The sequence below is a fragment of the Spiroplasma endosymbiont of Thecophora atra genome (assembly GCF_964019735.1).
GTDB classification, from domain to species: Bacteria; Bacillota_I; Bacilli_A; order Mycoplasmatales; family VBWQ01; genus Spiroplasma_E; species Spiroplasma_E ixodetis_A.
In genome coordinates this window covers 1,222,166-1,247,708 of sequence record NZ_OZ026464.1, presented here as the reverse complement: position 1 = coordinate 1,247,708, position 25,543 = coordinate 1,222,166, and the positions used below count along the sequence as shown (strand labels likewise).

Sequence of the window (25,543 nt, the reverse complement as noted above, 5' to 3'; positions counted from 1 at the left end):
AAATTAGGAGTGAATTTATGAATATTTTAAGTGAAATTCATAAAATTGTTAAAGAGGATTATCCAGAGATTAAAGAAAAAATTACACCGAAAACTAAATTTAAAGATATAAAAATTGACTCTCTTGGATTAGTAATGATTGTTCTTAAATTAGAAGAAGAGCATCATGTAAAAATTGATGATAATAAATTACTAGATTTACAAACAAAAACAGTTCAAGATTTAATAAATGAAATTGAGAGATTAGAATCAGCAGAAAATAAAAAAAAGTAATATTATATTTTATCAGGAGATTAGTATGAATAAAAATTTTGAAAATATTATCCAAAAGTTGAAAGATAAAGACTATCGTTTAACTGATGTTCGTAAAGCAGTTATTAAAGTATTAACGCTTAAGCAACATGTTAGTATTAATGATATTATTAGTTTTTTAACAAAAGAAGGTAATGATAATATTAATATTATGAGTATTTATAATACTATTGATTTATTAATGACAGAACATATTATTCATGCTAATGTTTTTGAAGGAAAACAAATAATTTATGAACTATCAGAAAATACCGTTCATATTATTTGTAATTTTTGTAATAAAATTATTCATGCCTCTTTCGAAGATAAACAACAAATTTCACCATTACAAGAAGAAAAACTTGAAAAATTAGCGATTAAAAATAATTTTTATTTTTCACATTATAAGTTAGAAATTCATGGAATTTGTGATAAATGTGAATTAAAAATAAAAAAAATGAAATTTTAATTGAACTTAAAACTTCTTTCGCGTAAAATTGAACATGTATTATTTAAATTAAATATTTTAGGGGTGTAGTTCAATGGTAGAACATCGGCCTTCAGATCCGAGTGTTGTGGGTTCGAGTCCTGCCACCCCTGCCATTATTAAAAATCACTTTTAAATGTTTCTCATAAAAGTGATTTTTAATTATTATAATTTTGGTAATTTATCTTTATCTAAATTAAAAGCAACAAAACTGAAGGTTCCAATTCCTGTATGAGCACAAATTACATTTGCTAAATTAATAGTTTTGACGTTTTTAATGCCATAATCTTTAACAAATTTTGTAACTTTTTCTATTTCTTTTGCCTCAGCAAAAGCATGAATAATGTAAAAAAGAGTAATACTTTCTATTTTTTTATTTTTATTAATTTCTTTAAGAGTATTTTTAATAGCTTTATCTCATGTTCTTGTTTTATCAAATTTATCAATGGTTCCGTCAAAAGATAAAATTGGAGTTATTTTTAACATAGTAGCTAAGGCTGCTGCTGATTTTGAAATTCTACCACCACGAACTAAATAATTTAAATCATAAGGTAAAATAAATGCTATATAGTTATCTCTTATTAATTTTAGTGCGTCTATAATATCATTAACATTATTTTTTTCGTTAAGTGACATTTGATATGCTTTTTTAACTAATAGTCAGTTAATAACTGAAACACCATTACTATCAAAAACAAAAACTTTATCTTTAAAATTAGATTCTTTTGATAACATAGTAGCAGTGTTATATTGACCTGATAACCCTTTTGATAAAGGAATAAAAATAATCTTTTCAAATTTAGTTAAAGCATCTTCTCAAATTATACTCATTTGACCAAGTGGTGTTTGCGAAGTTTTGGCAGATTGTTTTTCATGAACTATTCTATTATAGAATTCTTCATCCTTTAGAATGTTAGGGTCATCAGTAATAGTTGTATCATCACTAAAAGTGATTAATAATGGACAAAATCCAATATTCATTTCTTTTAAATCTTTAATTGAAAATCCTGAAGAGGAATCAGCAACAATACCAATTTTTTTTTTCAATTTTCTCACCCTAACTATAATATTTTTTACTTATTTATTAAATTATAACATATATTTTTTACTTAAAAATGGACTTTCATCGTTGAAAGATATATAAAATAGTTAATATGTTGTTTTTGGAATGATTTATTCTTGTTTCTTAGATTTTTTACCAGAACATTAATTTTAAAAAAACTGAATGTATTCTAAAAACAATTGGTTATATAATTAACACCAGTTTTGACATGAAAGGATTTTATTAATAAATTAAATATTTTTTCAAAATTAAAAATTATTAATGACGGAAAAAAATAATTAAATATCTAACAAAATATATTAAACCAAAACTATCAGCATATTACTTTTTAAAAATCAAGAAAAATTTATTAAAAAAGTTAAAAAATAAAACTCATTAAGTAATAAAAATAAAAAAATCCAAATAAATGAATGACTACTTAAAAACTCAAATCAATATTGAAATGTTGATGAAAATATTAATGATATAAATCAATATGTTGTGTTTTTTCTAATTATCAAAGAATATATTTTAAATTTCTAAAACCCCGATATTTTTATATCAAATCTGTTTTATTTCATAAATCATATAAAATGATTACACTATGAAAAATTTAAAGATTTAAAGAGAGGGTTATATTATGAAAAAGAAAATTATTAAAACAATCATTGCATCAACTGCATTAACTAGTGGTATTCCTGCTGAAAGTGGTACTTTAACTAAAATAGAAACTGAAATAGAAAATGAATTAGAAGAAAAAGATGAAAGAGTAAATTCTACAAAAAAAAAGTTAAAAGGCAAACTCCACCAAGTTTACAAAAAACAATGACAACAATTAATATTGGTCAAATTGAATCGAATGATAAACAACATATTATTCAAAGATTAAGAGAAATTAATCATCCAATTTTATCTAGAGAAGATTTTTTAGAAAATATTGAATTTAAAAACATTACAAATATTAATGCAACAGTGCATGCTGGTATTAACATTTACGATCAAAATCCCGTAAGAAATATTCCAAAAAATTTAAATTTTACTATTAACTTTACACCTCAAAGATTAACATTATCAAGTATTCTTATTAGAACTGAGTTAGGAGAATTGTTAGATAATGCACCATTAACAATAATAGAGAGACTAAATTTTTTAAATCCCGATTTGCATTTACGTTATCCTAGTTTTACAAATAGACATCCTATAGGCATAAATAATTTTCAAATTTTATCAGAAAATGTTTATGATTTTCAACAGAATAATCCTCATATTGTTTTTGATAGTGATTTAAATGTAACTTTTACTATTAATGAACAAAGCGTAAGATTATCAACTTTACTTAGAAATACTAATTTAGGACAAATTAGACGTAATGATCCGAGTACTATTATGGAGAGATTATGAGAATTAAATCCTGATTTAGTTTTTCATTTCGATTTTGCGGCTGGTATAGACTTCTCTCCATTTTTAACTTCAACTACATTAATAATTCCATTATCACATATGTTTCGTCCAAACAGTATAATATTTACACAAAATTTGAATATTATTTATGATTGTGATTTTAGTGTTACTTTTACTACCCTTGAAGATATATCAAATTATAGACCAAGTAATTCGCACACCACTACAACAACAACCCCTTCACCTTCAGCAGGTGGAAGCGCTGTTTTGCCATCAACATCTGAACAATCTTTTAACATTGGAACTAGTTCTAGAAATAGAAATCAACACAGTAATCAAAGTACAGACTCTAGAACAAATCAGAAACCAAAGTGTGATATTTTAAAAACACAAATTATTGATCAAAAATTATTAGATATTTATCACACCACATCTACAGAAAGTAAAAATAATGCAAGAAAAAAACTAATAGAAATTTATGGACAACATTTTACTGATGCTAGTTGAGCACAATTTGAAAAAATTGTTGAATTGCATAAATACGGAATCGTTTTTATAACACCTAATAAAAATGAATATTTATTAAAAGGTCTAGCCACTACCACAACTATGAGTATTCCACCTGCATATAAAGTTGTTAAATGAATAAGTTCGCCACAAACTACAACAGTAGTTGAAACAGAAGAAGCGGTGCCTTTATTAGAAATTAGTGAGGAAGGAGCCATTGCTATTGGCGAAGAGGTTGTTGAAGGTGGTGCATCTGTTATGATTGAAGGAGGACCTATTGGATGAGTTGTGGGTGGAGTAATTATAGTTGGTGGAATAGCATATTTAGCGTATAATTGATCCCATGCTCATAATGCTGATATCAATTCCCATAATCAATATAATAAAATAGAAAAATATTACGTACCTTTAGACAATAAAACTCCACAATATATAGAATCAAGCAAAATTAAATTAGGTATTAGTAATGATATGTGAATAAGATTAGCAGAAATTTATCAAGATAATAAAGATGAGTATCAACTTTTTGAAAAAAAATTTTAAGTGAAATTACTAAATTTCCGCAATTTATAGGAACCTTAGCAAATAGTTTAAGTGATAGTAATTTAAAAAATTTAGTTAAAGTTATGTATAATAATTTTTTAGAAATAAACATTTTTTATATGATGACAAATCAACATGGATGAAAGATTGTAACAAATGCTGTTGGAAATTACTTAGAAATTGAACCAGAATAAAGTTAATAAATTTTTCCTATAAAAGAATTATAAAACATAACATATTAGGCTTATTTCATAATTAAAATTTTAATTTTGGAATAAGTCATAATAATAATTATGAAATTTTTTTATTTTTAGTAAAATTAAGTGTAAAATTAATAATATTATAAAGAAGTGGAAGTGACAAAATGAGTCAAAACATTATTTTTGCTTTTGAAATTATTGCCTTAATTATCGCTATATTATTAGTAATTTTAGGTTTATTACAAGGTAAAAAAAATCATAATGGACTTGGTGCTTTAAGTGGGGGTAATCAAGAATTATTTGCTAGTACTAAAGAACGTGGTTGAAGTAAGTTATTTTCTATTGCCACTTTAGTATTAGGTATATCGTTATTTACTATGGCAATAATAGTAAGAATTATTATTAATACTATTGGAGTTATAAATTAATGATAATTATTTTATAAAAAGGCACATTTTAGTGTGCCTTTTTATAAATTTTAAAAGATAGATTATAATTAATTATATAATTAGGATAAAGTTGGGATTGATTGAAATGAAGCAAGAGATTATTAATGAGTTACAAAATAGTATTACACCTTTATCAACGGTTGATTTAACAGTGAAACTTAATATTACTAATCATCATCAACAGCAAGAACTTATTGCTGATTTAGAAGAATTGAAAAATAGTGAAATTATTTTGGAAAATAAAGAACAACAATTTTATATGCTAAAAAATAATAATTTATTTATTGGCAAAATTCAAATTACTAAAAAAGGATTTGGATTTGTTAAATTATTAAATAGTGAAGAAGAATATTACGTTAATATAAAAAACATAAATAATGCGTTAAATAATGATGAAGTATTATGTAAGTTAGTAAAAATTAATAATCAGAATGATGAGGCTGTAGTATTAAAAATTATTAAACGTGATACTAATCTTCTTGTTGGTACTGTTATTGTTAATGCAGATACGAAAGTAAAAACATTATTAATTCAAAATGCAAAGTTACAACAGTATGAAGTTAATATTTTAAACCCCGATAAAGCGTTAGAAAATAATATTGTTGTTGCAAAAATTAAAAATTTTGAACAAAATATTTTTAATGTTACTATTACTAAAATCTTGGGTAATATTAATGATCCTGGTGTTGATATTTTAGTTGTTATTTATGAAATTGGTATTAAAGCACAATTTGATGTTGAAACATTAACAGCAACAGATAAGGTGCCATTAACAGTTTTAGAATTAGATAAAATTGGTCGTATTGATTTGACTAAAGAGTTATTAGTTACAATTGATGGTAAAGATGCTAAAGATTTTGATGATGCTATTTGTGTTACTAAACTAGTTAATGGTAATTATCGTTTAATTGTAGCTATTGCTGATGTTAGTCATTATGTAACAGAAAATAGTCCTTTAGATGAAGAGGCATTTACTCGTGGTACATCTGTTTACTTAGCAGATCGTGTTATTCCTATGTTACCAACGCAGTTATCAAATGGTATTTGTTCTTTAAATGAACAAGTAGAACGTTTATGTATGGTTTGTGATATGGAAATTGATAAGAATGGTTTAACAGTAAAACATAAAATTTATCAGGCATTTATGAAATCAGCAAGAAGAATGAATTATGACGAAGTAAATGATGGATATAATGGTAAAAATCCAAATTTTATTAAAACACATCCACAAATTTGAGAAATGTTACTAAAAGCAAAAGAATTGCACCAAATTTTATGAAAGTTTAAACAAGATGCTGGAGTAATTGATTTTGAAATTAATGAAGCAAAAACAATTATTAACGATAATGGAGAAGTAACTGATATTATTTTAAGAACTCGTGATATCGCTGAAAAATTAATTGAAAGTTTTATGATTAGAGCTAATGAAGTAGTTACTAAAACTGTATTTGATATGAAATTACCTTTTATTTATCGTGTTCATGAACATCCTCGTTCTAAAAAAATGCATCAAATGGTTACAATTCTGAAATTAATGGGTATTAAATTAAATCCAAAAATCACAAATATTAGTTCAAAAGATTTACAATTATTATTAAATTCTTTAAAACAATTACCAACATTTCAAGTTTTATCAACTTTATTATTAAGAAGTATGGAAAAAGCACAGTATACTAATAAATGTATTGGCCATTTTGGACTTGCTAGTGATTATTATACACATTTTACTTCGCCAATTAGACGTTATCCCGATTTAATAGTTCATCGTTTATTGCGTCAATATATAGTTAAAAGAGAAATAAATGCTAAAATAATTGAGAAATATCAAAGTTTTACTAATTGAGCTGCTGAGCAATCTAGTAATATGGAATTAAAAGCATTAGAGTGTGAACGAGCTGTAGATCAAATGAAAAAAGCAGAATACATGATGCAATTTATTGGTCATAAATTTGAAGGTATAATTTCTAGTGTAACTGGTTTTGGATTATTTGTTGAGTTAGATAATACAATTGAGGGTTTAATTAGAATTGCAGATATGACTGATGATTATTATATTTTTAATGAAAAAGCAATGATTTTGTTTGGTGAAAGAAAACGAAAACAGTATGCTCTTGGTCAAAAGGTCAGTGTTCTTGTAAAAAGTGCAAATAAAGTTGCTAGAACTATTGATTTTATTTTAGAAGAAAATGGTCAGCAAAATAAAAACCGTGATAAAAATAATAATAATCAATCATCAAAAATGTATAAAGCAAATAATTTTAAATATAGAAAAAAGATAAAACTAAATGGTAAAGTTAAAAAAAATAAAAGTGAAAAGAAAAATGGAGTAAAAAAATGAAAATACAAGGGCAAAAAAGATTAATTCAACAAAGCAATCTTAACATTGAATGCTATTATTATAATTATTTTAAATCGCCAGGTTTAAAACAATATCCGGATTTATTATGAGTTAATGAAGATTATAACTTAATTAAGCAAGTAAATATTGAACAAAATATTGTAATAAGATTAGCAACTAATTTATTTGAAGTTGGTCAAAAATTTAATTTGTTTGAAAATTTAGATTATTTTATTATGATGCCAAAAAAACCTACTTCAGTTAGTAGTTTAGAATTAGTAATAATTGAATTAGTTAAAATTATTAAAAAAAAATTAAATTATAAAATATTATTTATTAATAATATTTTCCAAGTTGATAACTACCGTAAATTTTGAGAAAATAAATTAAAAGTTAGCGAAAGACAAACGGAAATTACTAATAAGATTCATTTATTACCTAAATATATTAATTTTTTTAATAAAAAAAACATTATTATTATTGATGATATAGTTGCCTCAGGGATTTCTATTGCCCAAACTATTTTAGAAATTATCAATAATAACAATGATTTTAAAATTAAAGCTTTGTGTTATGGTTCAGTTTATAATTGAGAAGAAATTTATAAATAGTTAAAAAAGTTTCCTAATTTTTCTCTTTTTTTCTTCTAATGAGTCTAATTCAGATATATTATAAGAATCTTCAATATTATTTATAAATGCATAATTAATTTCAACATTAATTTGATTTTTAGCAATAAGTTTTAAGATAAAATCAGCAGTATCTGCTTCTAAAGCAAATGTGTAAATTTCAAATTCATCTTCATTAATAATTTCCGTTTTAGTAGAAATTTTTAAAATATGATTTTGTTCATCAATAATAATTTTACAAACCTCAAGTTTTTTACCAGTTAAAATTTTATAAATAATTACTTTATCATTATTATTTTTATCAAAACCCAAATCGCCTTGATAAAATTGACTATTTTTTACTGTTGTTACTTTAGTATTTAACTCTCCTGCCATGTCCTTAGACTCCTTTCAGTTGTTTATTAATATATAAAATTAACAAAAACCCGTAAAACAAATATAAAATCTATTTCTTGGGTCGCTATACAACAAATATTAATTTTATGTTTAATTTTACATTAATCATTGCTAGAAAAACTATTGATTAATCTAACCTTCATTAGATTATAGCATGTTCTTAATAAAAAACAAATTTAAGTAAGTATTTCGATATTTATGAAATTATTATTATATAATCTAATTATAAAGTTTATGAAAATAATGGTGGAAACAATGAAAATAATTGCAAAAAATAAAAAAGCGTACTTTAATTATGAATTATTAGAAAAATTAGAAGTGGGAATTGTTTTGACTGGTTCTGAAATTAAATCAATTCGTTTAGGTAATGTATCTTTACAGGATAGTTATGTAACTTTTAGTAATAATGAAGCTTATATTATTAATATGAACATTAATACTTATAAATTTACTACTAGTTATATACTTGATCCATTAAGAAAAAGAAAATTACTTTTAAATGCTCGTGAAATTAAAAAAATTCAACAAGAACAAAAGCAAAAAAATTTAACTGTTGTTCCAACAATGATATATTTAAATAGTAAAAGTAGAGCAAAGTTAGAAATAGCATTGGCTCGTGGTAAAAAAAATTATGATAAAAGAGAGACCATTAAAAATCGTGATGCAGTAAGACAAATCAAAAAATAATAATTTAATTAAGAAAGGAAAAAACTATGATAATATGATTACCTTTCTTAATAATCTTTTGTTTATTTACAAGTTTTTATTTATTTTTTCTTTTTAAGCAAAAGATAAATAAGTGGCAATGATTATTTATTAGTTATTATTTTTTTCTTTATCTTGGTATTAATAGTTTAAAAGCTATTAATAATTTTTTAGTTTTATCATTAACTAATTTAGTAACTGAAGCAATTAGTATTACAGTGATTATTTCGCTTACTGTAATTATTTTTGCTATACCAGCTACTTTTTTTACTGCAAAATTTAAAAAAAGAAAGTTGTATATTTGATGAATGCATAGTTGACTTTTGGTTACTTGCTGTTTAGTTTTAATTGTACCAAATTTATGATCTTTGATTTTGTTAAATATTTCGTTAGGAATGAGTACTGCATCATTGGGAGTTCATGAATTAATGTTCAATGAACAATATTTTGTAAAATCACATGCTTTTTTAACTTTTACTATACTTATTGTTCCGGGATTATTGGCAAGTTTAATTATTATACCAATTAATATGCTTACGTTTAATATTTCAACTATTACAATTTCAAAAATCAGTTATTTCATTATTGCTGCTTTGTGTTTTTTCATTTTGACTTTTTTCATGTCTTTTCTTTTACGAGAAGATCCAAAAAATATGGGTATGCACGATGAAAAATAATAATTTTAATTATGTTTGGATTAACTATTTATTTAATTTATTATTTAATGAATTCTCAATTTTTTAATTATAGAATAAGTAATATTGATCAAAGATGGCATGTTTATAAAACTTTATTTACTACTTTGCCACAAGTAATTGGTGTTTTTTTATTGGGATGATGATTATATTATTTTTTCAGTGCTAATATTGCTTTATATTTTGGTTTTGGGATTTATATAGTAAGTATTATGGTTAGTTTAGTAACTAATAATATTTACGCAGTTTTGATTTCACAAATTTTATCCAATATTGCTTTTGGTATTTGTAGTTTTGTTGTATATAGTTTGGTTTTAGATTGAAATTATCGACAATTAATGCCTATCACAGGAATTTATGCATCATGTATAGCTATTTTAACTTGTAGTGTTGATTTACTCGATAGTTTTATTAATTATAATTTAATTACTTTAAATAACGAAATAATGTTTTATATTGGTAATAGTATTGCGTTATTAACTGTTATTAGTTTAATATTTATTACGTTATTTTCTTCAAATTATTGAGTGACAGAAAAGCATCATGTTTTAATTACAAAATAAGTTTATTTTTAGATATTATATTTAAAGTGTTAATTATTAAAATACTTGTAGTTTCTTTTTAAAATTTAATTTATAATTATTTTTTATTTTTATAATTAATTTAATGTTTCTATAAATTAATTATAAAAATAAAAAGGAGGTTTTTAATATGAAAACATTATTAGCAGCAGTAGGTGCTTTAACATTATCAACAACCATAGGAAATTTAACTGAGGATGTTTTAAAAACAACTTCACAAAAAACTAAATTTGAAAATAATAATATTAAAAATAAAACAATTTTAGAAAAACAATATAGTGCAATTGACTTAGCTGGTATCATTACTGAATATAATTTGGGAAAAGTTAATAGTGGAAAAGATCTAATGCCATCTAAAATGAGTTTATTAATAGGAATTAAAGAAGTAAATAAAAAAGCTGCATTACTAACTATTGAAAATTTTGATATTAAAAAATATAGTGTAAGTTCTGTTACGATCATTGGTAAGAATAACTATGTAGGTGAAGTAACTTTACAATATAATATTATTAATTTTGTTCCTCAAAAATTAGCATATGAAAATATTTATGATTTGGGTGTTGATTCACAAGGTAATATTTTAGGACACAAGAAGATAAAGTTTATAAGCTTACACCAACGGGATTGGAGTTAATGTTAGAAATAGAAAGAGGTTCAATTCTTAGAAATTTAGTGGTTGATGCCGAAGATAATGTTTATGTTGGTAGTGATAATGGTGCAGTTTATAAAAGTGATGGTATCCATAATTTTTCAAAAATTATATTATCAGAAAATTCACCACGTTGAATTTCATGCTTAACAATTAATAAAACAACTGGTATTGTTTATGCTGGTAATGACATTGGTGTATATAGTATTGGTCAAACTGGTAATGTTAGTTTGATTTCTGGGACAAATGGAGATTATATTAGAAGTTTAGCAATTGGTCCAGATGGTTCAATTTATGCTGGTGTTAATTATGGTGGTAAGATTTATAAAACCGATGGAATTAGTGGTCAATTTAGGATTTTTGAGCAAAGATCAGATGCTAATCAGATAAGTAGTTTAGTAGTTGATAATGATAATATTGTTTATGCTGGTTCTTGAATTGGCAATGTATATAAAATTAAAAATAGAACGTATAATGCAATTTTAGAAACGAATCCAAATCATGAGATTAAACGTTTACTCTTAGATAAAAATAATGATTTATATGCTAGTATTGATTCAAATAAAGTATATAAAAAATTAGCACAGCAAGATTCATTTTCTGAATTATCTGGAATAAAAAATACTAATGATCATATTTTTGCCTTAACTGTTGGTCCAGATGGTTCAATTTATGCTGGTGGTTCTCAAGGAATTTTATATAAAGCCTGAAATTTTAATTAAAATATTAATATATAAAAATATTTCTTAGTTTTATAGAAAACTATTTATATATGATTTAATATTGAATTTAATATAATAAATAATAAAATAACCTATTTCATGATTATTTTTTAGACCATAAATAAAATGTAATTATGAAGTGGGATTTTTATTTTTTTTAATATTTTTAAAATGTTTTAACAAATCACTATTGAAATAAAATTTAAGCATATTAAATACTTTATTACATAAAATTATATAAAATATGGTCATGCCATTATAAAAAAATTAAGAATTTAAGAGAGGTTTTTTTATGTCTGAAAAAAGTAAAAAAAAGAAAATTATTACTGCATTGTTGGTGGTACTACTTTAGTTGGTGGAGCCACTGCTGGTATTTTGTATACTTCTGATATAGAAGCAAAAAACGAGGAAGAAAATGAAAAAGAAAAGAAAATAAAATTACAATCTAATCCAAAAATTTTATTACCTAAATCACCAAATTCAAATAGACAATCAAATCGTTATAAATATACAATAATACAACAACAAGATACAATTTACGTTAATAGTAATGGAAAAGAGCAAACAACTAGTAAAATAGACTTATCAGATATAAAAACTACTGAAATTGTTCAAATTGGATTTTATGAAAATAAAATTGGAGAAATTCAAGCTGTTAAAATGCCAAAAACAATTCAAAAAGTACCAGATCAGTTACCATCAGAAATAACAAGTACAAAATAGATGTTTCAAAGTGCTTCATCATTTAATCAAGATATTTCGGGTTGAGATGTTTCAAATGTTACAGATATGAGTGATATGTTTGCATATGCAACTTCATTTAATCAGAATATTTCAGTTTGAAGAGTAGAAAAAGTAAAAATTATGAGAGGTATGTTTTTTAATGCACATGCTTTTGATCAAAATATTTCAAGTTGAAATGTAAATAAAGTGACAGATATGTATGGTTTGTTTGCTGGTGCAAGAAAATTTAATCAAGATATTTCGGGTTGAGATGTTTCAAATGTAATAACTATGCATTCTATGTTTGCTGGTGCAATAACGTTTGATCAAAATTTATCACAATGAAATGTTTCAAAAGTAATAATTCATGATAATTTTGCTATTAATTCTCGAATTAGTAATAGCATTGATAAATTGCCAAATTTTAATTTTTAGATTTTATAATTTATGATGAAAATTTGAAAGAATTGTTAGTAATTTTTAAGAAAACCAAAAATTGCTTTATATTAGAAAGTAATGTATAATATTAACGGGGATGTTCTGGTTTCGACAGGAGTGAACAACTAATTGTGGCAGTGGTTTGGTAGACCATAATACTACGAGGTTTCATAACCGGAAAACAAACTAAAATCGTAGTACCTAACTGATTCACAACAAAGTTAAACAACTTTGGATTTGGTTTAGGAAATCAAGCAGTTTTACCTGCTTAATTACTTAAGAAGTAAATACTACCGTTGCTAATAGCTAGTTTATCAATATTAGTAACGTATCATAAGGATAAACTAGAAAAAATGATGTTAATAAATTTTTTCGAATTTCCATTAACTAGCTATTCATAATTTCGTATAATTTATTATTAAATAGTGATTTTTCTAAATTATACTAAACTGTAGATACAGTTAGTCAGTTAACTTTTGGACGCGGGTTCGATCCCCGCCATCTCCACCATAAATTAAATGCACAATTGTGCTTTTTTATTATTTAATTTAATAATTAATTATGCTGAGTTATACTTGTAAGTGCAAGTAAATAAAATTGCAAAAAATTCTCATATAAAAATTTCATAATGCTAAATTTAGTTTAGAAAAAAGTAAGGAGTTTTTATATGAGTTATAAACATCTTGGCATAGATGAAAGGATTTATATTGAGAATCAATTGAAATTTAAATTTAAAATTAGTGAAATAGCTAAAAATCTTAATCGAAGTATTAGTACTATTATTCGAGAAATTAATAGAAATAAAGATAATAATCATTATTTTTCATTAATTGCACAAAATAAAGCTGAAAATCGAAAACAATCACATATTAGTTTTCATAAGTTTAAAAATAAGAATTTAGTAAAATATGTACAACAAAAATTACTATTAGGTTGATCACCTGAACAAATTTATGGCAGAATTAAAAATTTTCATAAAGAGTGAGTTATTAGTTTTAAAACAATTTATACTTGAATTTATTTTGGAATGCTTGATAAAGTTACTAGTAAAAATTTAAGAAGAAAAGGTAAAAAACGAAAATCTAAAGAAAATCGTGGCAAGTTTAATGGTAAATCAATTAAAGAACGAGATATAAATGTTAATGATCGTATAACACTTGGTCATTGAGAAGGAGATACTATAGTATCATCACGAGGTAAAAGCAAATCATGTTTAATAACTTTAGTTGAAAGAGTATCACGATTTACTTTAGCAATATTAGTTAAAAACAGAACTACTAAAGTTATTAATAAAAATGTTAGTTATTATTTATCAATTCTTCCTAAAAACATTGTTAAAACTATTACTTTTGATCGTGGCAAAGAATTTTCAAATTGACAACAACTTGAAAAAAATTTAGATATAAAAATTTATTTTGCCAATCCATATTCACCTTGACAAAGAGGTACTAATGAAAATACTAATGGTTTAATTAGAGAAAAATTTCCTAAAAAATTTATTTTTTCAAAAACTAATAAAAATGAAGTTCATAAATTTATATTGTCTTTAAACCAAAGACCAAGAAAAATACTAAATTATCTTTCACCAATCGAATATTTGGATAGAAAAATAATTTAGTTGCACTTACCTTTACAATTTAGCTATAAATAACTTTATAAGATTTTAATTAGTGAAATAAATAATAAAAAAATATTTAATATTTTATGAATAATATTGTAAAACAAGTTGCAAATAGTAACTAGTCTTGGTAATATTGAAAAGTCTTTAAATTTTTTTAATTATATTTGGAGCCGTGGCCAAGTGGTTTAAGGCATAAGTCTGCAAAACTTTGATCGTCGGTTCGAATCCGATCGGCTCCTCCAAAATATTAATAATATTTGCAAATATACTTGTAAATATTACTTTTAATAAGTTATAATTGATTAGGTTTAATGATTTAATGAGTTACTATAAATTTATGAGTTACTATAAATTTTAGTAATTAAATGCGCCTGTAGATCAATTGGATAGATCGTTTGACTACGGATCAAAAGGTTGTGGGTTCAAGTCCTGCCAGGCGCACCATCGGGATGTGGCTCAGCTTGGTAGAGCGCTCGGTTTGGGACCGAGAGGTCGCAGGTTCGAATCCTGTCTTCCCGACCATTATTAAAAACAAGGGCCCTTAGCTCATTTGGTAGAGCGCCTGCCTTGCACGCAGGAGGTGGTCGGTTCGATCCCGATAGGGTCCACCATTTATATATCGGTTTAAATATTTAAACTAAAACTGGCGAGGTAGCTCAGTTGATTAGAGCGTTCGGTTCATACCCGAGAGGCCATGGGTTTGAGTCCCATCCCCGCTACCATAGTCTAGGACCCTTAGCTTAGTTGGTTAAAGCTCCCGGCTCATAACCGGGCGAGCATTGGTTCGAATCCGATAGGGTCCACCATACTTAAATACTCGGAGGCTTACCCAAGTCCGGTTGAAGGGAACAGTCTTGAAAACTGTCAGTGCGCAAGTGCTCGAGGGTTCGAATCCCTCAGCCTCCTCCATTATTATTAAATTTTATACATCGCGGAGTGGGGAAGTGGTATCCCGTCGGGCTCATAATCCGAAGATCATTGGTTCAAATCCAGTCTCCGCAACCACGGTCTTGTGGTAAAGTGGTTAATACGCCTCCCTGTCACGGAGGAGATCGCGGGTTCGATCCCCGTCAAGACCGCCATTTAGAAAATAAAACATAAGCAGTATTAATTTAGAGAGTAAGTAAAAGGTCTTACTCTTTTTTTATTGTTGTAATTAATAATTATTTTATTCATTATGGAAGAAAGTTTTTGATTGATTAAGTAAATTAAAAATATTAAAATACACGTATAATTTAAATAATCAATATAATTTTATTTAAATTTAACTATTACTTTATAATAGTTTTTAATTTTTAAAAAGGAGCAAAAATATGCCAAACAATTTATTAAACTTTAATAACTCATCTTCAAGTATTATAAGTAGCAATAATGTTGAGACATTGATACCAGTGAATAATGCATTAACATTAGAAAATGGTATCAATGAACCAATTTTAAAAAATATATTTATCATTAAATTTTTTATATAATATTGAAATGAGTTCTAAAGAACAACTGCAGTTACTAACGGCAGAACAAATACAAGAATTTACCCAAAAACATATTAAAGTGTTTAATAAAAAACAAATTCAAGCATTTACAGCCAAACAAATACCACATTTCACAAAAGCACAATTTCAAACATTTACATTAAAACCAATAAAAGTAACTTCATTAAGTTTAAATAGAAAAAAACGTTCAACTCGTTTGAATTTAGAAATGTATACTAGTCACCAAATTCAATTATTAACAAAAAAACAAATTTCAGAATTTACACCAGAACAAATACAAGCATTTAGTCCAAAACAAATTCAGTCATTGACAAGAGAACAAATTCAAGCATTTAGTCCAAAACAAATTCAAGCATTTCGTCCAAAACAAATTCAATCATTATCATTAGAACAAATTTTGTTATTAACTCCAATACAAAAAGCAGAATTGTCAGAAGAACAAATTTCATGATTTAATCAAGAACAATTGGCAACATTTAAATTAGAGTCAGATCAAGTTGAAAACAATAAATTAGTTTCAATGTCTTTTTGAATTTTACCTATTTTACCTCTTTGTTTAGTTGGAGGCTTAATAGGTTTTATTTTTAAAAAAATTAGAACTAATTTTAAATCAAATAATAACTTAGAAAGAAATAATGCAAATAAATCACAAGAATTAATAAATATAAATAATGAAGAAGAAATATTAATTATGGATAATATTGAATTACAATCTGTATGTGATGAAAATATAGAAAGTCTAAATAATCAAGTTGATAAGTGAAAACAAATAAATTCAATAGATTTATCAGATTCTCAGTCACACTTAGCAAGTGTAAGTATTTCTGGACACTCCATATAATCAAAAAAATATTTAAACAATACTATATTATTAAAATAAACAATAACTATTGAAAATTATTGTTTATTTTTCATATTACTTGTAGTTAAAATAGATATTATTAATTATGTTTGTATTTATTTTAAAATAATAATTTAATTATTTTATAGATTTAAAATTTGGATATAAGTTAACTATATAGTTTTTAAATAAAATGCATTATAATTATTTTATAGGATGGGTGAAAGATATGGATAAATCATTAGATAAACAATTTTTAATTACAAGTAATCTTATTGGTCAAAAAGAGTTAAAGAAATTAAAGGAAACTCCTTTACCTTCATTATTAGATTTAAATTTAACAAGAGTTTATTTTACTAGTCTTGGTGATGGTTTTTCGCGAATATTTATTTTAATTATTCAAATTTTTTGAATTGGTTTGATTTTTTTTAATGGCATTGGTTTTGGTCAATTGGTTGCTAATCTTCCTGGTATACCATCAGCACCAGTTTTTCAAAGTGCAATATTAAAAGTAGTAGCAATGTTAGTTACTGTTTTATTTGCTTTTATAATTTTAATTATGATTTTACCCGTTTTTTTATCTAAAACTATTAGAGGTATTGGTTTAAGTTGTTTATTTTTTTTAATATTTGGTTCTATTGTTAATTTAATAATTATTGGTATTAGTTTTTTTATATTTTCTTATAGTGACAGTCCTTATCGAATCACAGTATTGATTTTCGCGGTTATAGCACTCTTATTATGATGAATTGCTATTTTGCATTGATGATTAAATACTATTGAAAATAAAAAATATTTAATTAAAAGTATTATTAAAATGTATGAATTAAGTTTTAGATAATGGAAATTTAGGTGAATAATATATGGCTAAAAAGAAAGATAATGATGATTGAAGAAAACTAAATAATATTACTAAATACGTTACTGGTAAAGTAGAACCAGTAAAAGTAAAAAAAACTTTTCTGACAATAACTATTTCTTTAATTATGATAATTGGTTTAGCAATTAGTACTTTTTTTATTGCTCTTGCTATGCAGAGTGCTTTTAATATTGGTTATTTTAAACAAAATATTCCAGAAGAATCAATTGTTGTTGATATGAATGATGTTCCAATTGATAGTAGTAATAAAAATTTACGTTTGCCATTTTTTGAAGAAGAATCAAAAAAACAAGTTTTTGATTTATTAATAAAAGAATCTTGATGAGATAGTTTTTTTCCAACTAATATTACTAATTATGATTTCACTTTTTATAAACCTAATAGTAATGATGAATTAGATAAGAGTTTAATTCAAACTGATGGTGTTACTAAATTTGATTTAAAATTAAAGTTACAATCTTCATTTATTGAATTTAAAATACCAGTAATTGCATTAATTAAAAATACTGCTAAATTTTATGAAAAATTTATGATGTTTAATCAATTTGAAGGAAAATTTAGTAAACATATTTCAGGAAAATTTCCAAATGGTAGTGATTATTTGCAAGAACAATGAACACATGGTTATTTACCAACTAATTTTTATTATGCGGATAAAATTGATAATACTGTTGTTTATAAAACAATCGAAGATGAAATTAATAAATTTATTAATGATTATGAAGAAGAATTTGCTAGTACTACTCATCTTTATCCAATAATATCAACAATTCCTTTACCAGATATTGACTTTAATGATGTAGATACTATTAAACCATATTTTGAATTAGTTCATCATCCCGAATTAAATTATGTTGGTAATGCTGTGAGTAGTTCCAAAGAATATGTTAACCTTTATTCATATTCTTCAAATTTTCCATTAAAGCCTTTTTATATAACATATGTTTCTAATCCAAATGTTGTTTATGATTTCATTGAGTTAAAACCAACAAGTATTGAAGGGGTTATTGATTATTTTAAAGTTAAGCCTATTGATTTTGTTCCTTTTAGTATGGTACAAGAAGAAGTAGATAGTGATGAATCATTAATAAAATATAGTCCTCCACATGTATTATTGACTAGTGATAATAGTGGTAATCATTTTAAATATAAGGAATTGAGTTATTATTTTGGTTTTTCAAATTCAATAAATAATAGTATTGAAAATATTAATGTTAATGATTATGTTAATATTGGTGATCTAGAAACTTTTTTAGAAAATAAATATTGACAAGAAATGTATCAATTTGCAAAAAATAATTCTACTTTTTTCTTATTAGATTATCCTGATTCGACGGTTGATCCAAATATTAATTGAAATCTTGTTATTAAATCACTTGCTACTTTTAAAGGATATTTTGTTAAAGCTTTAAATGTGCAAATTGATGAGTTAACTGCTTTTACTTTTTTAGATATTGATGGTAATAATTTATCATTAAAGGCAACTGATATTATTAAGACTGATGATATTAAAAAAATTAGATTTCATATTGGAAAAGATTTGACAAGCAGTGGCTATGTTCCCAAACCTCATAGTTTTAATTTTACTTTTAAAGTAAAGTGAATTTAAATACTTAAAAATAAGTGTTGATTTTATGAAAATGGGTTAAATTTTGATAACTATAATTTAATATTCATACTACTTATATAAAATAGTTTTAATTATATAGGTTATTAATTGTAAAATTAATATAAATTTGTTATTATTCTTATGTATAAAAAATATAAATAATATAGTAGTTTCTAACCCATTGTTTGTTGAGATAAAAGCAAATGGGTTTTTATTTTGAAAGGAAAATTATAAATGATATTGCAAAAATATAAAAAATTAAAATTAGCAACCTTATTTTTATTTATTTTAACTATTTTAATTATGGTAATTGGTTTAATGTTAATTGGTTTTTCAAGTTTTGATAAAAGTTTTTTTGAAAATCTTAAATTATATAAAGAAAAAAGACTTATTATAGAAATAACACTAGAAATAACAAATGGATTTAGTTTATTAAATTATATGAGTGTAAATTATATTTTAAATCATTCTGAAGAAAATATATGTTTATCAGTAATTCATAATTATGATGGTTATTATGATTGAGTTCAGTTACAAATTGGAGTTATTTTTTGTATAATTTTAACTCCAATTTTTGGATTTTTTACTATTGCATTAACTTTTTTAATTATTGGTTTAAAAGTAAAAATAAAAAATAATAATTTTTGAGATGCAATCCAAAAATGTGAAATAATTAACAGTTATTATGTTCATTAGGTATTTTGTTTTTAAAATATATTAAGTATTATCTTTAGTGAATCAACAAAATATTTTATTTTATATATTGATTTATAATTTCTTATTTATTTAAAAAATATTTTTAATAATTATTTAATTTTGGATGGTCAAAGTTAAATAATTATTTTTTTGTTTTTTAATTTTGTCATATTATATCTTAAAAAAATAAATTTAAATTTGATAATATGTTTATTTAATAATTTTGTAAAATTAAACGCTTATAATTTTGATTTATATCAGATACTATTATTAAGTTTTAATACCTAAAATAAGTTATAATATAAATAAAAAATAAGGGGTGTTAGATATATGGAAGAAAAAAAAGATGACTTAAAAAATACTCCATTGTCAAATGTTGATAATAGTATTATCAAATCAAATAATGATAATCAATCATTTAAAGATATTGAAGAACAACGTTTTACTACTTATAATCCGTTATTAAGTGATAGTATTAAATTTAAAAGAATGTATTGAAGTTCAAAAATGGAAAATATTGCTCGTATTTTGTTACTTACAGTTTCATGTTTTCATTTAATTTTTTCTTATTTTTTAGCTAACAATTTGGTTAATCAAATTTTGAGTAATAAAGGTAGTAACATGAACCCAACTTATATAATTTATATATTTTTAATTATAACTCTGGGATTTAATTTTATATTTTATTTACCAGTAGCGATTGGTCGCACTGCTAGTGCTATGTTTGGATGATCAATTGTTTATATTATTTTAGCAATTGCTTATTTTATAGTTTTAGAAGTATTTTGTACAATTTTGTTAGTGGTTAATGGATTAGTAAATGAAACTGTTTCTGCAGAAGTTCCAATATTTATGATTATTGTTTTATTAATAACTGTTTTATGATTAATTGCTGCTTGTTTATTAATTGTTAAAAGTGATGATGTAAGAAGAGAATTAAGTGTCGAATAAATAATAAGTAAAGGAGAATATAATGAATACAGATAGTTTACTTTCTAAGCGAATTGAACAATTAATTAAAGTAATTAGCGCTGATGTTTATGAAAAAGAAACTGTTTTTAAACTTGCTATTTTGGCGTTATTATCAGGAGAATCAATATTTTTATTAGGATTACCAGGAATTGCTAAATCATTAATTTCACGACGAATTAAATATGCGTTTCATGATGGGCGAAATTTTGAATATTTAATGAATCGTTTTTCTACTCCAGAAGAAATTTTTGGACCAATCTCAATCAAAGATTTATTAAAAGGTAACTATGTAAGAATTATTGATCAATATTTACCTGCTGTTGATATTGCTTTTTTGGATGAAATTTGAAAAGCAGGCCCTTCAATTCAAAATACTTTACTAACTATTATTAATGAAAAAATCTTTCGTAATGGTGGTGTTGATATCAAAGTACCATTAAAACTATTAATTTCAGCTTCCAATGAGTTACCAGAAAGCGGTAAAGGTTTAGAACCTTTATTTGATCGTTTTATTATTAGAATGATAGTTTATGGTTTAACTAATGAAGAAAATTTTAATGATATGCTAGAAAGTATTACTAGTTTAGAAGTAAAAGTTCCGCTTGAATTACAAATTAAAACATCTGAATATGAAAAGTGATTAAAAGAATTGGAAACTACTGTTACTTTAAGCAAAGAAACATTAAGTTTTATTTCTCGTTTTCGTAAAATTTTAACAGAAGCAACTAATGGTAAAGCTTACATTTCTGATCGAAGATGAAAAAAAATTGCAAAATTAATAAAAGCTTCAGCTTATTATAATGGCAGAACAACTACTGATAAGCCTGATTTATTGATTATTCCTTACTGTATTTGAGATAATGAAGATCAAGAAAAAGAATATACAAAACTTTTCAATGAAGCATATTGTGAAGATTTAACTTACACATTAAAACAAAATCAGATTGAACTGGAAAGTGAATTGGAAACATTAAGTAATAATGCCGAAAACATTAAAGATAGTCAAAATCAACCATCTATTTACTCCAATCCATTTTCTGAAGAAATTAAAGGTATATATTATCGTTTATTATGACATAGTGATGAATTTCCAATTTGTTTTATTAGTAGAAAGGATTTTCAGTTATTATTACGACGTAATAAAAAAAGTCATAATATTCAATTATTTTATGGTAAAAGTTTAAGTAAAATGGAAGGTAATCAGAAGTTTGAACTACAATTAAAGAATTCTAGTGAATTAATAAATATTACAAATAATTCTATAATTCAAGTTGAATTAACTAATACTGATAGTAAATCACAATTTGGAAATATTAATAGTCAAATTAAAGATTTAAAGCAACAAATTAATGAATTAAAAGTACATTTTGAACAAGAATATCATCGTTTAAGTAAAACTAATTCTATATTTTTTGATGAACAATTTAAATCACTATTAGAAATGGCATTTTTTGATAAAATTTCACAAATACCTGAAGCAGAAACCGAAAAGAGTCTTTCATCAGAATCACTAACTGAAGATTCACCAATAACTATCCCAAATGTTAATGACACTAATAATAATTCTGATGTTAATTAAAATAGGTGATTAGTATGGAAGAATTAATTGAATCCCATGTTTCACAAATTTTAGAAACCAAATTAAAAAAAATGTCTTTATCAGAAACAAATTTAAGTAGTTTTGCTTGATTTAAAAGAAATTTTGCTTGATTAGCTCCGGAATTTGTTCAACAAATTAGTCATTTTTATTTAAATGAAGTTTTAGAAAAAAGTAAAAATATTGTTATTAGTCCCATCATTAAAAGAGAATTACGATTATATTTCTGAGTTATGATTAATGGTATTGATAGATTAAAAAATAATTGACAAGAAATTTACACTAGGGCAAAAACTCTTGATTCACTAATGATTAATTATTTTCATTATTTTCAAGAAAAATTTAAGGATCGTAAACTTAATAGTAAATTAACTTTTGATAATTTTACAAGACATTGAGAAAGTTTAATTGTTCAAAGAATTGTAAATTATAAGTTATTTGAAACTATGCAAATGCGTCAAAAGTATTTAACAATGTGAAGTAATAATATTAAAATTATTAATGAAGTAAGGCATATTATTGGTTTTGCTTGAAATTTTTTTGGACGATTTTGAGAAGGAGATTTAAATGATTTTAAAAAAATTAATTTAAATACTATTATACAATATGGTGAAATTTTAAATAAGAATCCAGCTATTATTGAAATTGCTAGACTACTTGGTCGTTGAAAAGGAATTTCAGGTTTAACAGAAAAGCAGATTCATCAAAAAGTACAAATTGAATATGAATTAAAGCCATTAGGAAAATGGCCTGAAGAAATAGTAGGAATTACCGAGGGTAAAGATTTAGAACATTTATTACCATTAGAATTAGTTAATTTTGCTATTCCAGAGTTAAATGCCATTTTTTATAAAAAATTTGTTGAAGAAAAGTTAGCAATTACAGAGTTTGAATCAATGGATTTAGTTGCCACTGAACATCTTGTTGAAGAAGTTGTAGAAGTACCAATTCCCGAAAGTGAAGGCCCTTTTATCTTATGCATTGATACATCTAAATCAATGAGTCATAGTCCAGAAATTATTGCAAAATCAATTGCGCTGGCTATTAGTAAAATTGCTTTACAAGAAAAAAGACCGTGCTATATGATTAATTTTTCTGGTAAATTTGAAACTTATGACTTATCTAATTTAGTTTCATCAATTCCCAATCTAATTCATTTTTTAGGTCATAGTTTTAAAGGACATACTAATATTAATCCAGCTATTAGTCATGCTTTAACAATTATGCAATCTAAGACATATCATAATGCAGACTTATTGGTAGTTTCTGATTTTTTATCTGCTAATATTACTAAAAATAATATTAATTTAATGTTACAACTAAAAGCAAAAGCTAATCGTTTTCATGCTATTAATATTGATTCTTCAACATTACCTAATAATTTTAAAAAATATTTTACTAATTATTGACATTATGATCCTCGTGATCCATTTGCTGCGCGAAAAATTGCATTAAATTTAGCTAAAACTAAAAATAAATCTTAATTTTAATTTTTGATAGTTATTTTTTGCTTTAATAATGATAAAATATTATTAGAGTGAAAAAATAAACTGATAATGAGAGATGGATAATATGAAAAAAAATAATTTAATTTTAAGTAAAACATTAGTTATTATTAGTGTTTTAACAGTAACAATTAGTTTATCAATTTTTCCATTATTTAATTGGGGTGTTCCATTAAAAAATAATATTGCTATTATTATTACTTTAATCGTTAATAAAGAACCAATCACTAGTAGTTTTTATAAACAATTAATGACTAGTGATAGTATAGTTTCTTTATATACTTTTGGAACATTATTGATTTTTAATTTAACTTATTTAATACCATTAATTTTTATTAAAAAACCTTTTTCAAGATCAGTTTTTGCTATACACATGTTATTAATAACCTTAGTATTGATACTTTTTGTATTAGTACTTTTTAATTACTTTAATATTAGAAATTTTCAAACTATTCCTTTTAAAGATTTATGAACAATTCCTTGAGCAGGTATTGGTTTAAGTTTACTTACTATTTTTTGATATGGCTTAAAAAATTTATGAGTTAATCCTCCACAATTATCAAAAAAAACTAATGATTATAGTAAAAACAAAAAAGAAGAAATTAAAAGTGATGATTTACCATCATATGAAGATTTACAATTGCAATTAAAAACGTTAAAAAAACAATTAAAAGAAGTTAGAAATATTAAAACTAAGAAATAATAAAAGTTATTTTAGATTTTTAATTAGATCATTAGCAAACTTTGTTTTTTTGATATTTGTTGTTGGTTGATTACTAGAGTTAGGTGAATTTATTTCATTTTTACTTGAGTTTAAAATTCATGATTGTAAATATTCTTTCACTTCTAGATTCTCAAAAATTATCTATACATTCAATTTTAGCACCATTTTCTATTAGAAACTTAACTCCCTATATATTATTATTATCAGCAATTAGGATTAGGGCAGTTTTACCATTTTGATTTGTATGATTAATATCAGCGTTATTTTCTAGTAAAAATTTAACTATATTTAAATATCCTTTTTTGGCGGCTTTCATTAATGGAGTATTACCACTAGTATTTTTATCTGGATAAGAAGTCACTTTACCGGTAAGTTTTTTACAAATGGAATATTTAAAGTTTCTATAATTGACATTGGCGCCATTTTTTACTAATTTCATAGTTTTTTTAAATTACCTTCTTCAATAGCAATCATTAATTTCTCATTTTTAGTCATATCTTTTAATGCTCCTTTTTTTAGTAATTTAATAAAAATCCTATTATAGAAATATCTATAATAGGAATAAACAATTATTAAATTAATAAAATTATAATTTATTTTTTTAATCTATCAATTAATATGCTTTTTTGTATTTTTAAGGTTTTGAATATTTAATTAAAAATAATTTAAAGAATATAAATAAATGATTATAAAATAAGTATTTTGTATAGTTTGATTTTAATTATTATTTTATAGTAGTGTATTATCAATAGTAATTATAATATTTGCAAAATTAGCCTTTTAATAGATTTATTTATTAATAAGGTTTTT

At 24.0% G+C, this 25,543-nt stretch carries 28 protein-coding genes, 10 tRNA genes and 1 other RNA gene; 35 read left to right on the top strand and 4 right to left on the bottom strand.

Features of this window, described 5'->3' with window-relative positions:
• Positions 1–17: 17 nt before the first annotated feature.
• The 3 genes from AACL05_RS07055 to AACL05_RS07045 all read left to right on the top strand — a co-directional run bounded on the left by AACL05_RS07055 (position 18) and on the right by AACL05_RS07045 (position 893).
• Positions 18–272, top strand: coding sequence for an acyl carrier protein (locus AACL05_RS07055; protein WP_338961063.1), 255 nt, complete (start codon positions 18–20; stop codon positions 270–272).
• 25 nt (positions 273–297) lie between these two features.
• Positions 298–759 (top strand): Fur family transcriptional regulator, encoded by a 462-nt coding sequence (locus tag AACL05_RS07050; protein ID WP_281748950.1) that lies wholly within the window; start codon positions 298–300, stop codon positions 757–759.
• A gap of 59 nt (positions 760–818) precedes the next feature.
• Positions 819–893 (top strand) — tRNA-Trp (locus AACL05_RS07045).
• Positions 894–942: 49 nt separating this feature from the next.
• On the opposite strand, the gene AACL05_RS07040 is transcribed toward AACL05_RS07045, so the two are convergent.
• On the bottom strand, positions 943–1,824 hold the full coding sequence (locus AACL05_RS07040) for a DegV family protein (RefSeq protein ID WP_338961060.1): 882 nt from the start codon (positions 1,822–1,824) through the stop codon (positions 943–945).
• 635 nt (positions 1,825–2,459) lie between these two features.
• Here AACL05_RS07040 and AACL05_RS07035 point away from each other — a divergent pair.
• From AACL05_RS07035 to AACL05_RS07015, 5 genes are all read left to right on the top strand, one after another.
• A complete protein-coding gene (locus AACL05_RS07035) occupies positions 2,460–2,708 on the top strand; it encodes a hypothetical protein (RefSeq protein WP_338975855.1) in 249 nt (82 codons plus the stop codon).
• Positions 2,645–4,270 carry a hypothetical protein gene (locus tag AACL05_RS07030; RefSeq protein WP_338985931.1) on the top strand — a complete coding sequence of 542 codons (1,626 nt, stop codon included), beginning with the start codon at positions 2,645–2,647 and terminating at the stop codon, positions 4,268–4,270. The genes AACL05_RS07035 and AACL05_RS07030 overlap by 64 nt, the downstream gene beginning before the upstream one ends.
• Positions 4,271–4,634: 364 nt before the next feature.
• Positions 4,635–4,898, top strand: coding sequence for a preprotein translocase subunit SecG (gene secG, locus AACL05_RS07025; RefSeq protein ID WP_338961056.1), 264 nt, complete (start codon positions 4,635–4,637; stop codon positions 4,896–4,898).
• A gap of 106 nt (positions 4,899–5,004) precedes the next feature.
• On the top strand, positions 5,005–7,281 hold the full coding sequence (gene rnr, locus AACL05_RS07020) for a ribonuclease R (RefSeq protein WP_338961053.1): 2,277 nt from the start codon (positions 5,005–5,007) through the stop codon (positions 7,279–7,281).
• On the top strand, positions 7,254–7,868 hold the full coding sequence (locus tag AACL05_RS07015; protein ID WP_338961050.1) for a hypothetical protein: 615 nt from the start codon (positions 7,254–7,256) through the stop codon (positions 7,866–7,868). Before rnr ends, AACL05_RS07015 begins: the two co-directional genes overlap by 28 nt.
• Here the strand turns inward: AACL05_RS07015 and AACL05_RS07010 are convergent, their stop codons facing one another.
• Entirely contained in the window at positions 7,869–8,261 is a 393-nt protein-coding gene (locus tag AACL05_RS07010; protein WP_338961048.1) for a hypothetical protein, read from the bottom strand.
• A 276-nt stretch (positions 8,262–8,537) separates the two neighbouring features.
• On the opposite strand from AACL05_RS07010, the gene smpB reads away from it, so the two are divergent.
• The 27 genes from smpB to AACL05_RS06875 all read left to right on the top strand — a co-directional run bounded on the left by smpB (position 8,538) and on the right by AACL05_RS06875 (position 24,712).
• Positions 8,538–8,969 (top strand): SsrA-binding protein, encoded by a 432-nt coding sequence (smpB, locus tag AACL05_RS07005; RefSeq protein ID WP_338961046.1) that lies wholly within the window; start codon positions 8,538–8,540, stop codon positions 8,967–8,969.
• A 26-nt stretch (positions 8,970–8,995) separates the two neighbouring features.
• Entirely contained in the window at positions 8,996–9,664 is a 669-nt protein-coding gene (locus AACL05_RS07000) for a hypothetical protein (RefSeq protein WP_338961044.1), read from the top strand.
• An 11-nt stretch (positions 9,665–9,675) separates the two neighbouring features.
• Positions 9,676–10,245, top strand: a complete 570-nt coding sequence (locus AACL05_RS06995) for a hypothetical protein (protein ID WP_338961042.1) — start codon at positions 9,676–9,678, stop codon at positions 10,243–10,245.
• A gap of 148 nt (positions 10,246–10,393) precedes the next feature.
• A complete protein-coding gene (locus AACL05_RS06990) occupies positions 10,394–10,897 on the top strand; it encodes a hypothetical protein (RefSeq protein ID WP_338961039.1) in 504 nt (167 codons plus the stop codon).
• The gene (locus tag AACL05_RS06985; RefSeq protein ID WP_338961037.1) at positions 10,897–11,634 is read left to right on the top strand and encodes a WD40 repeat domain-containing protein; all 738 of its coding nucleotides are present in this window, start codon (positions 10,897–10,899) and stop codon (positions 11,632–11,634) included. The genes AACL05_RS06990 and AACL05_RS06985 overlap by 1 nt, the downstream gene beginning before the upstream one ends.
• Before the next feature lie 375 nt (positions 11,635–12,009).
• Positions 12,010–12,357, top strand: coding sequence for a hypothetical protein (locus AACL05_RS06980; protein ID WP_338961034.1), 348 nt, complete (start codon positions 12,010–12,012; stop codon positions 12,355–12,357).
• A complete protein-coding gene (locus AACL05_RS06975; RefSeq protein WP_338961032.1) occupies positions 12,358–12,792 on the top strand; it encodes a BspA family leucine-rich repeat surface protein in 435 nt (144 codons plus the stop codon).
• 96 nt (positions 12,793–12,888) lie between these two features.
• Positions 12,889–13,305, top strand: a transfer-messenger RNA (tmRNA) gene (gene ssrA, locus AACL05_RS06970).
• Positions 13,306–13,462: 157 nt separating this feature from the next.
• Positions 13,463–14,413 (top strand): IS30 family transposase, encoded by a 951-nt coding sequence (locus tag AACL05_RS06965; protein WP_338960236.1) that lies wholly within the window; start codon positions 13,463–13,465, stop codon positions 14,411–14,413.
• 169 nt (positions 14,414–14,582) lie between these two features.
• Positions 14,583–14,658: transfer RNA gene (locus AACL05_RS06960), tRNA-Cys, on the top strand.
• 125 nt (positions 14,659–14,783) lie between these two features.
• Positions 14,784–14,860, top strand: a tRNA-Arg gene (locus AACL05_RS06955).
• 1 nt (position 14,861) lies between these two features.
• Positions 14,862–14,938 (top strand) — tRNA-Pro (locus AACL05_RS06950).
• Between the two features lie 13 nt (positions 14,939–14,951).
• A tRNA-Ala gene (locus AACL05_RS06945) sits at positions 14,952–15,027 on the top strand.
• Positions 15,028–15,061: 34 nt separating this feature from the next.
• Positions 15,062–15,138 (top strand) — tRNA-Met (locus AACL05_RS06940).
• Positions 15,139–15,145: 7 nt separating this feature from the next.
• Positions 15,146–15,222, top strand: a tRNA-Ile gene (locus tag AACL05_RS06935).
• 13 nt (positions 15,223–15,235) lie between these two features.
• Positions 15,236–15,325 (top strand) — tRNA-Ser (locus AACL05_RS06930).
• 21 nt (positions 15,326–15,346) lie between these two features.
• A tRNA-Met gene (locus tag AACL05_RS06925) sits at positions 15,347–15,421 on the top strand.
• A 1-nt stretch (position 15,422) separates the two neighbouring features.
• Positions 15,423–15,498 (top strand) — tRNA-Asp (locus tag AACL05_RS06920).
• A 231-nt stretch (positions 15,499–15,729) separates the two neighbouring features.
• Positions 15,730–15,888 (top strand): hypothetical protein, encoded by a 159-nt coding sequence (locus tag AACL05_RS06915; RefSeq protein ID WP_338961030.1) that lies wholly within the window; start codon positions 15,730–15,732, stop codon positions 15,886–15,888.
• A gap of 7 nt (positions 15,889–15,895) precedes the next feature.
• The gene (locus AACL05_RS06910; RefSeq protein WP_338961028.1) at positions 15,896–16,750 is read left to right on the top strand and encodes a hypothetical protein; all 855 of its coding nucleotides are present in this window, start codon (positions 15,896–15,898) and stop codon (positions 16,748–16,750) included.
• Positions 16,751–16,979: 229 nt separating this feature from the next.
• Positions 16,980–17,591 (top strand): hypothetical protein, encoded by a 612-nt coding sequence (locus tag AACL05_RS06905; RefSeq protein ID WP_338961026.1) that lies wholly within the window; start codon positions 16,980–16,982, stop codon positions 17,589–17,591.
• A 22-nt stretch (positions 17,592–17,613) separates the two neighbouring features.
• Positions 17,614–19,239: a hypothetical protein gene (locus AACL05_RS06900; protein ID WP_338961024.1), complete on the top strand. Its 1,626-nt coding sequence runs from the start codon at positions 17,614–17,616 to the stop codon at positions 19,237–19,239.
• A gap of 234 nt (positions 19,240–19,473) precedes the next feature.
• Positions 19,474–19,935 carry a hypothetical protein gene (locus tag AACL05_RS06895; RefSeq protein ID WP_338961022.1) on the top strand — a complete coding sequence of 154 codons (462 nt, stop codon included), beginning with the start codon at positions 19,474–19,476 and terminating at the stop codon, positions 19,933–19,935.
• Positions 19,936–20,265: 330 nt separating this feature from the next.
• Positions 20,266–20,886: a hypothetical protein gene (locus AACL05_RS06890; protein ID WP_281749118.1), complete on the top strand. Its 621-nt coding sequence runs from the start codon at positions 20,266–20,268 to the stop codon at positions 20,884–20,886.
• A 22-nt stretch (positions 20,887–20,908) separates the two neighbouring features.
• The gene (locus AACL05_RS06885) at positions 20,909–22,486 is read left to right on the top strand and encodes an AAA family ATPase (RefSeq protein ID WP_338961019.1); all 1,578 of its coding nucleotides are present in this window, start codon (positions 20,909–20,911) and stop codon (positions 22,484–22,486) included.
• A gap of 14 nt (positions 22,487–22,500) precedes the next feature.
• A complete protein-coding gene (locus AACL05_RS06880) occupies positions 22,501–23,988 on the top strand; it encodes a VWA domain-containing protein (RefSeq protein WP_338961017.1) in 1,488 nt (495 codons plus the stop codon).
• An 88-nt stretch (positions 23,989–24,076) separates the two neighbouring features.
• Positions 24,077–24,712: a hypothetical protein gene (locus tag AACL05_RS06875; RefSeq protein WP_281749123.1), complete on the top strand. Its 636-nt coding sequence runs from the start codon at positions 24,077–24,079 to the stop codon at positions 24,710–24,712.
• Positions 24,713–24,718: 6 nt separating this feature from the next.
• Here AACL05_RS06875 and AACL05_RS06870 read toward each other — a convergent pair whose 3' ends face one another.
• Together AACL05_RS06870 and AACL05_RS06865 are read right to left on the bottom strand one after the other, a co-directional pair.
• Positions 24,719–24,853: a hypothetical protein gene (locus AACL05_RS06870; protein WP_338961014.1), complete on the bottom strand. Its 135-nt coding sequence runs from the start codon at positions 24,851–24,853 to the stop codon at positions 24,719–24,721.
• A gap of 67 nt (positions 24,854–24,920) precedes the next feature.
• Complete coding sequence (locus AACL05_RS06865) at positions 24,921–25,172, bottom strand: ankyrin repeat domain-containing protein (protein WP_338985929.1); 252 nt, start codon at positions 25,170–25,172, stop codon at positions 24,921–24,923.
• Between the last annotated feature and the right edge of the window lie 371 nt (positions 25,173–25,543).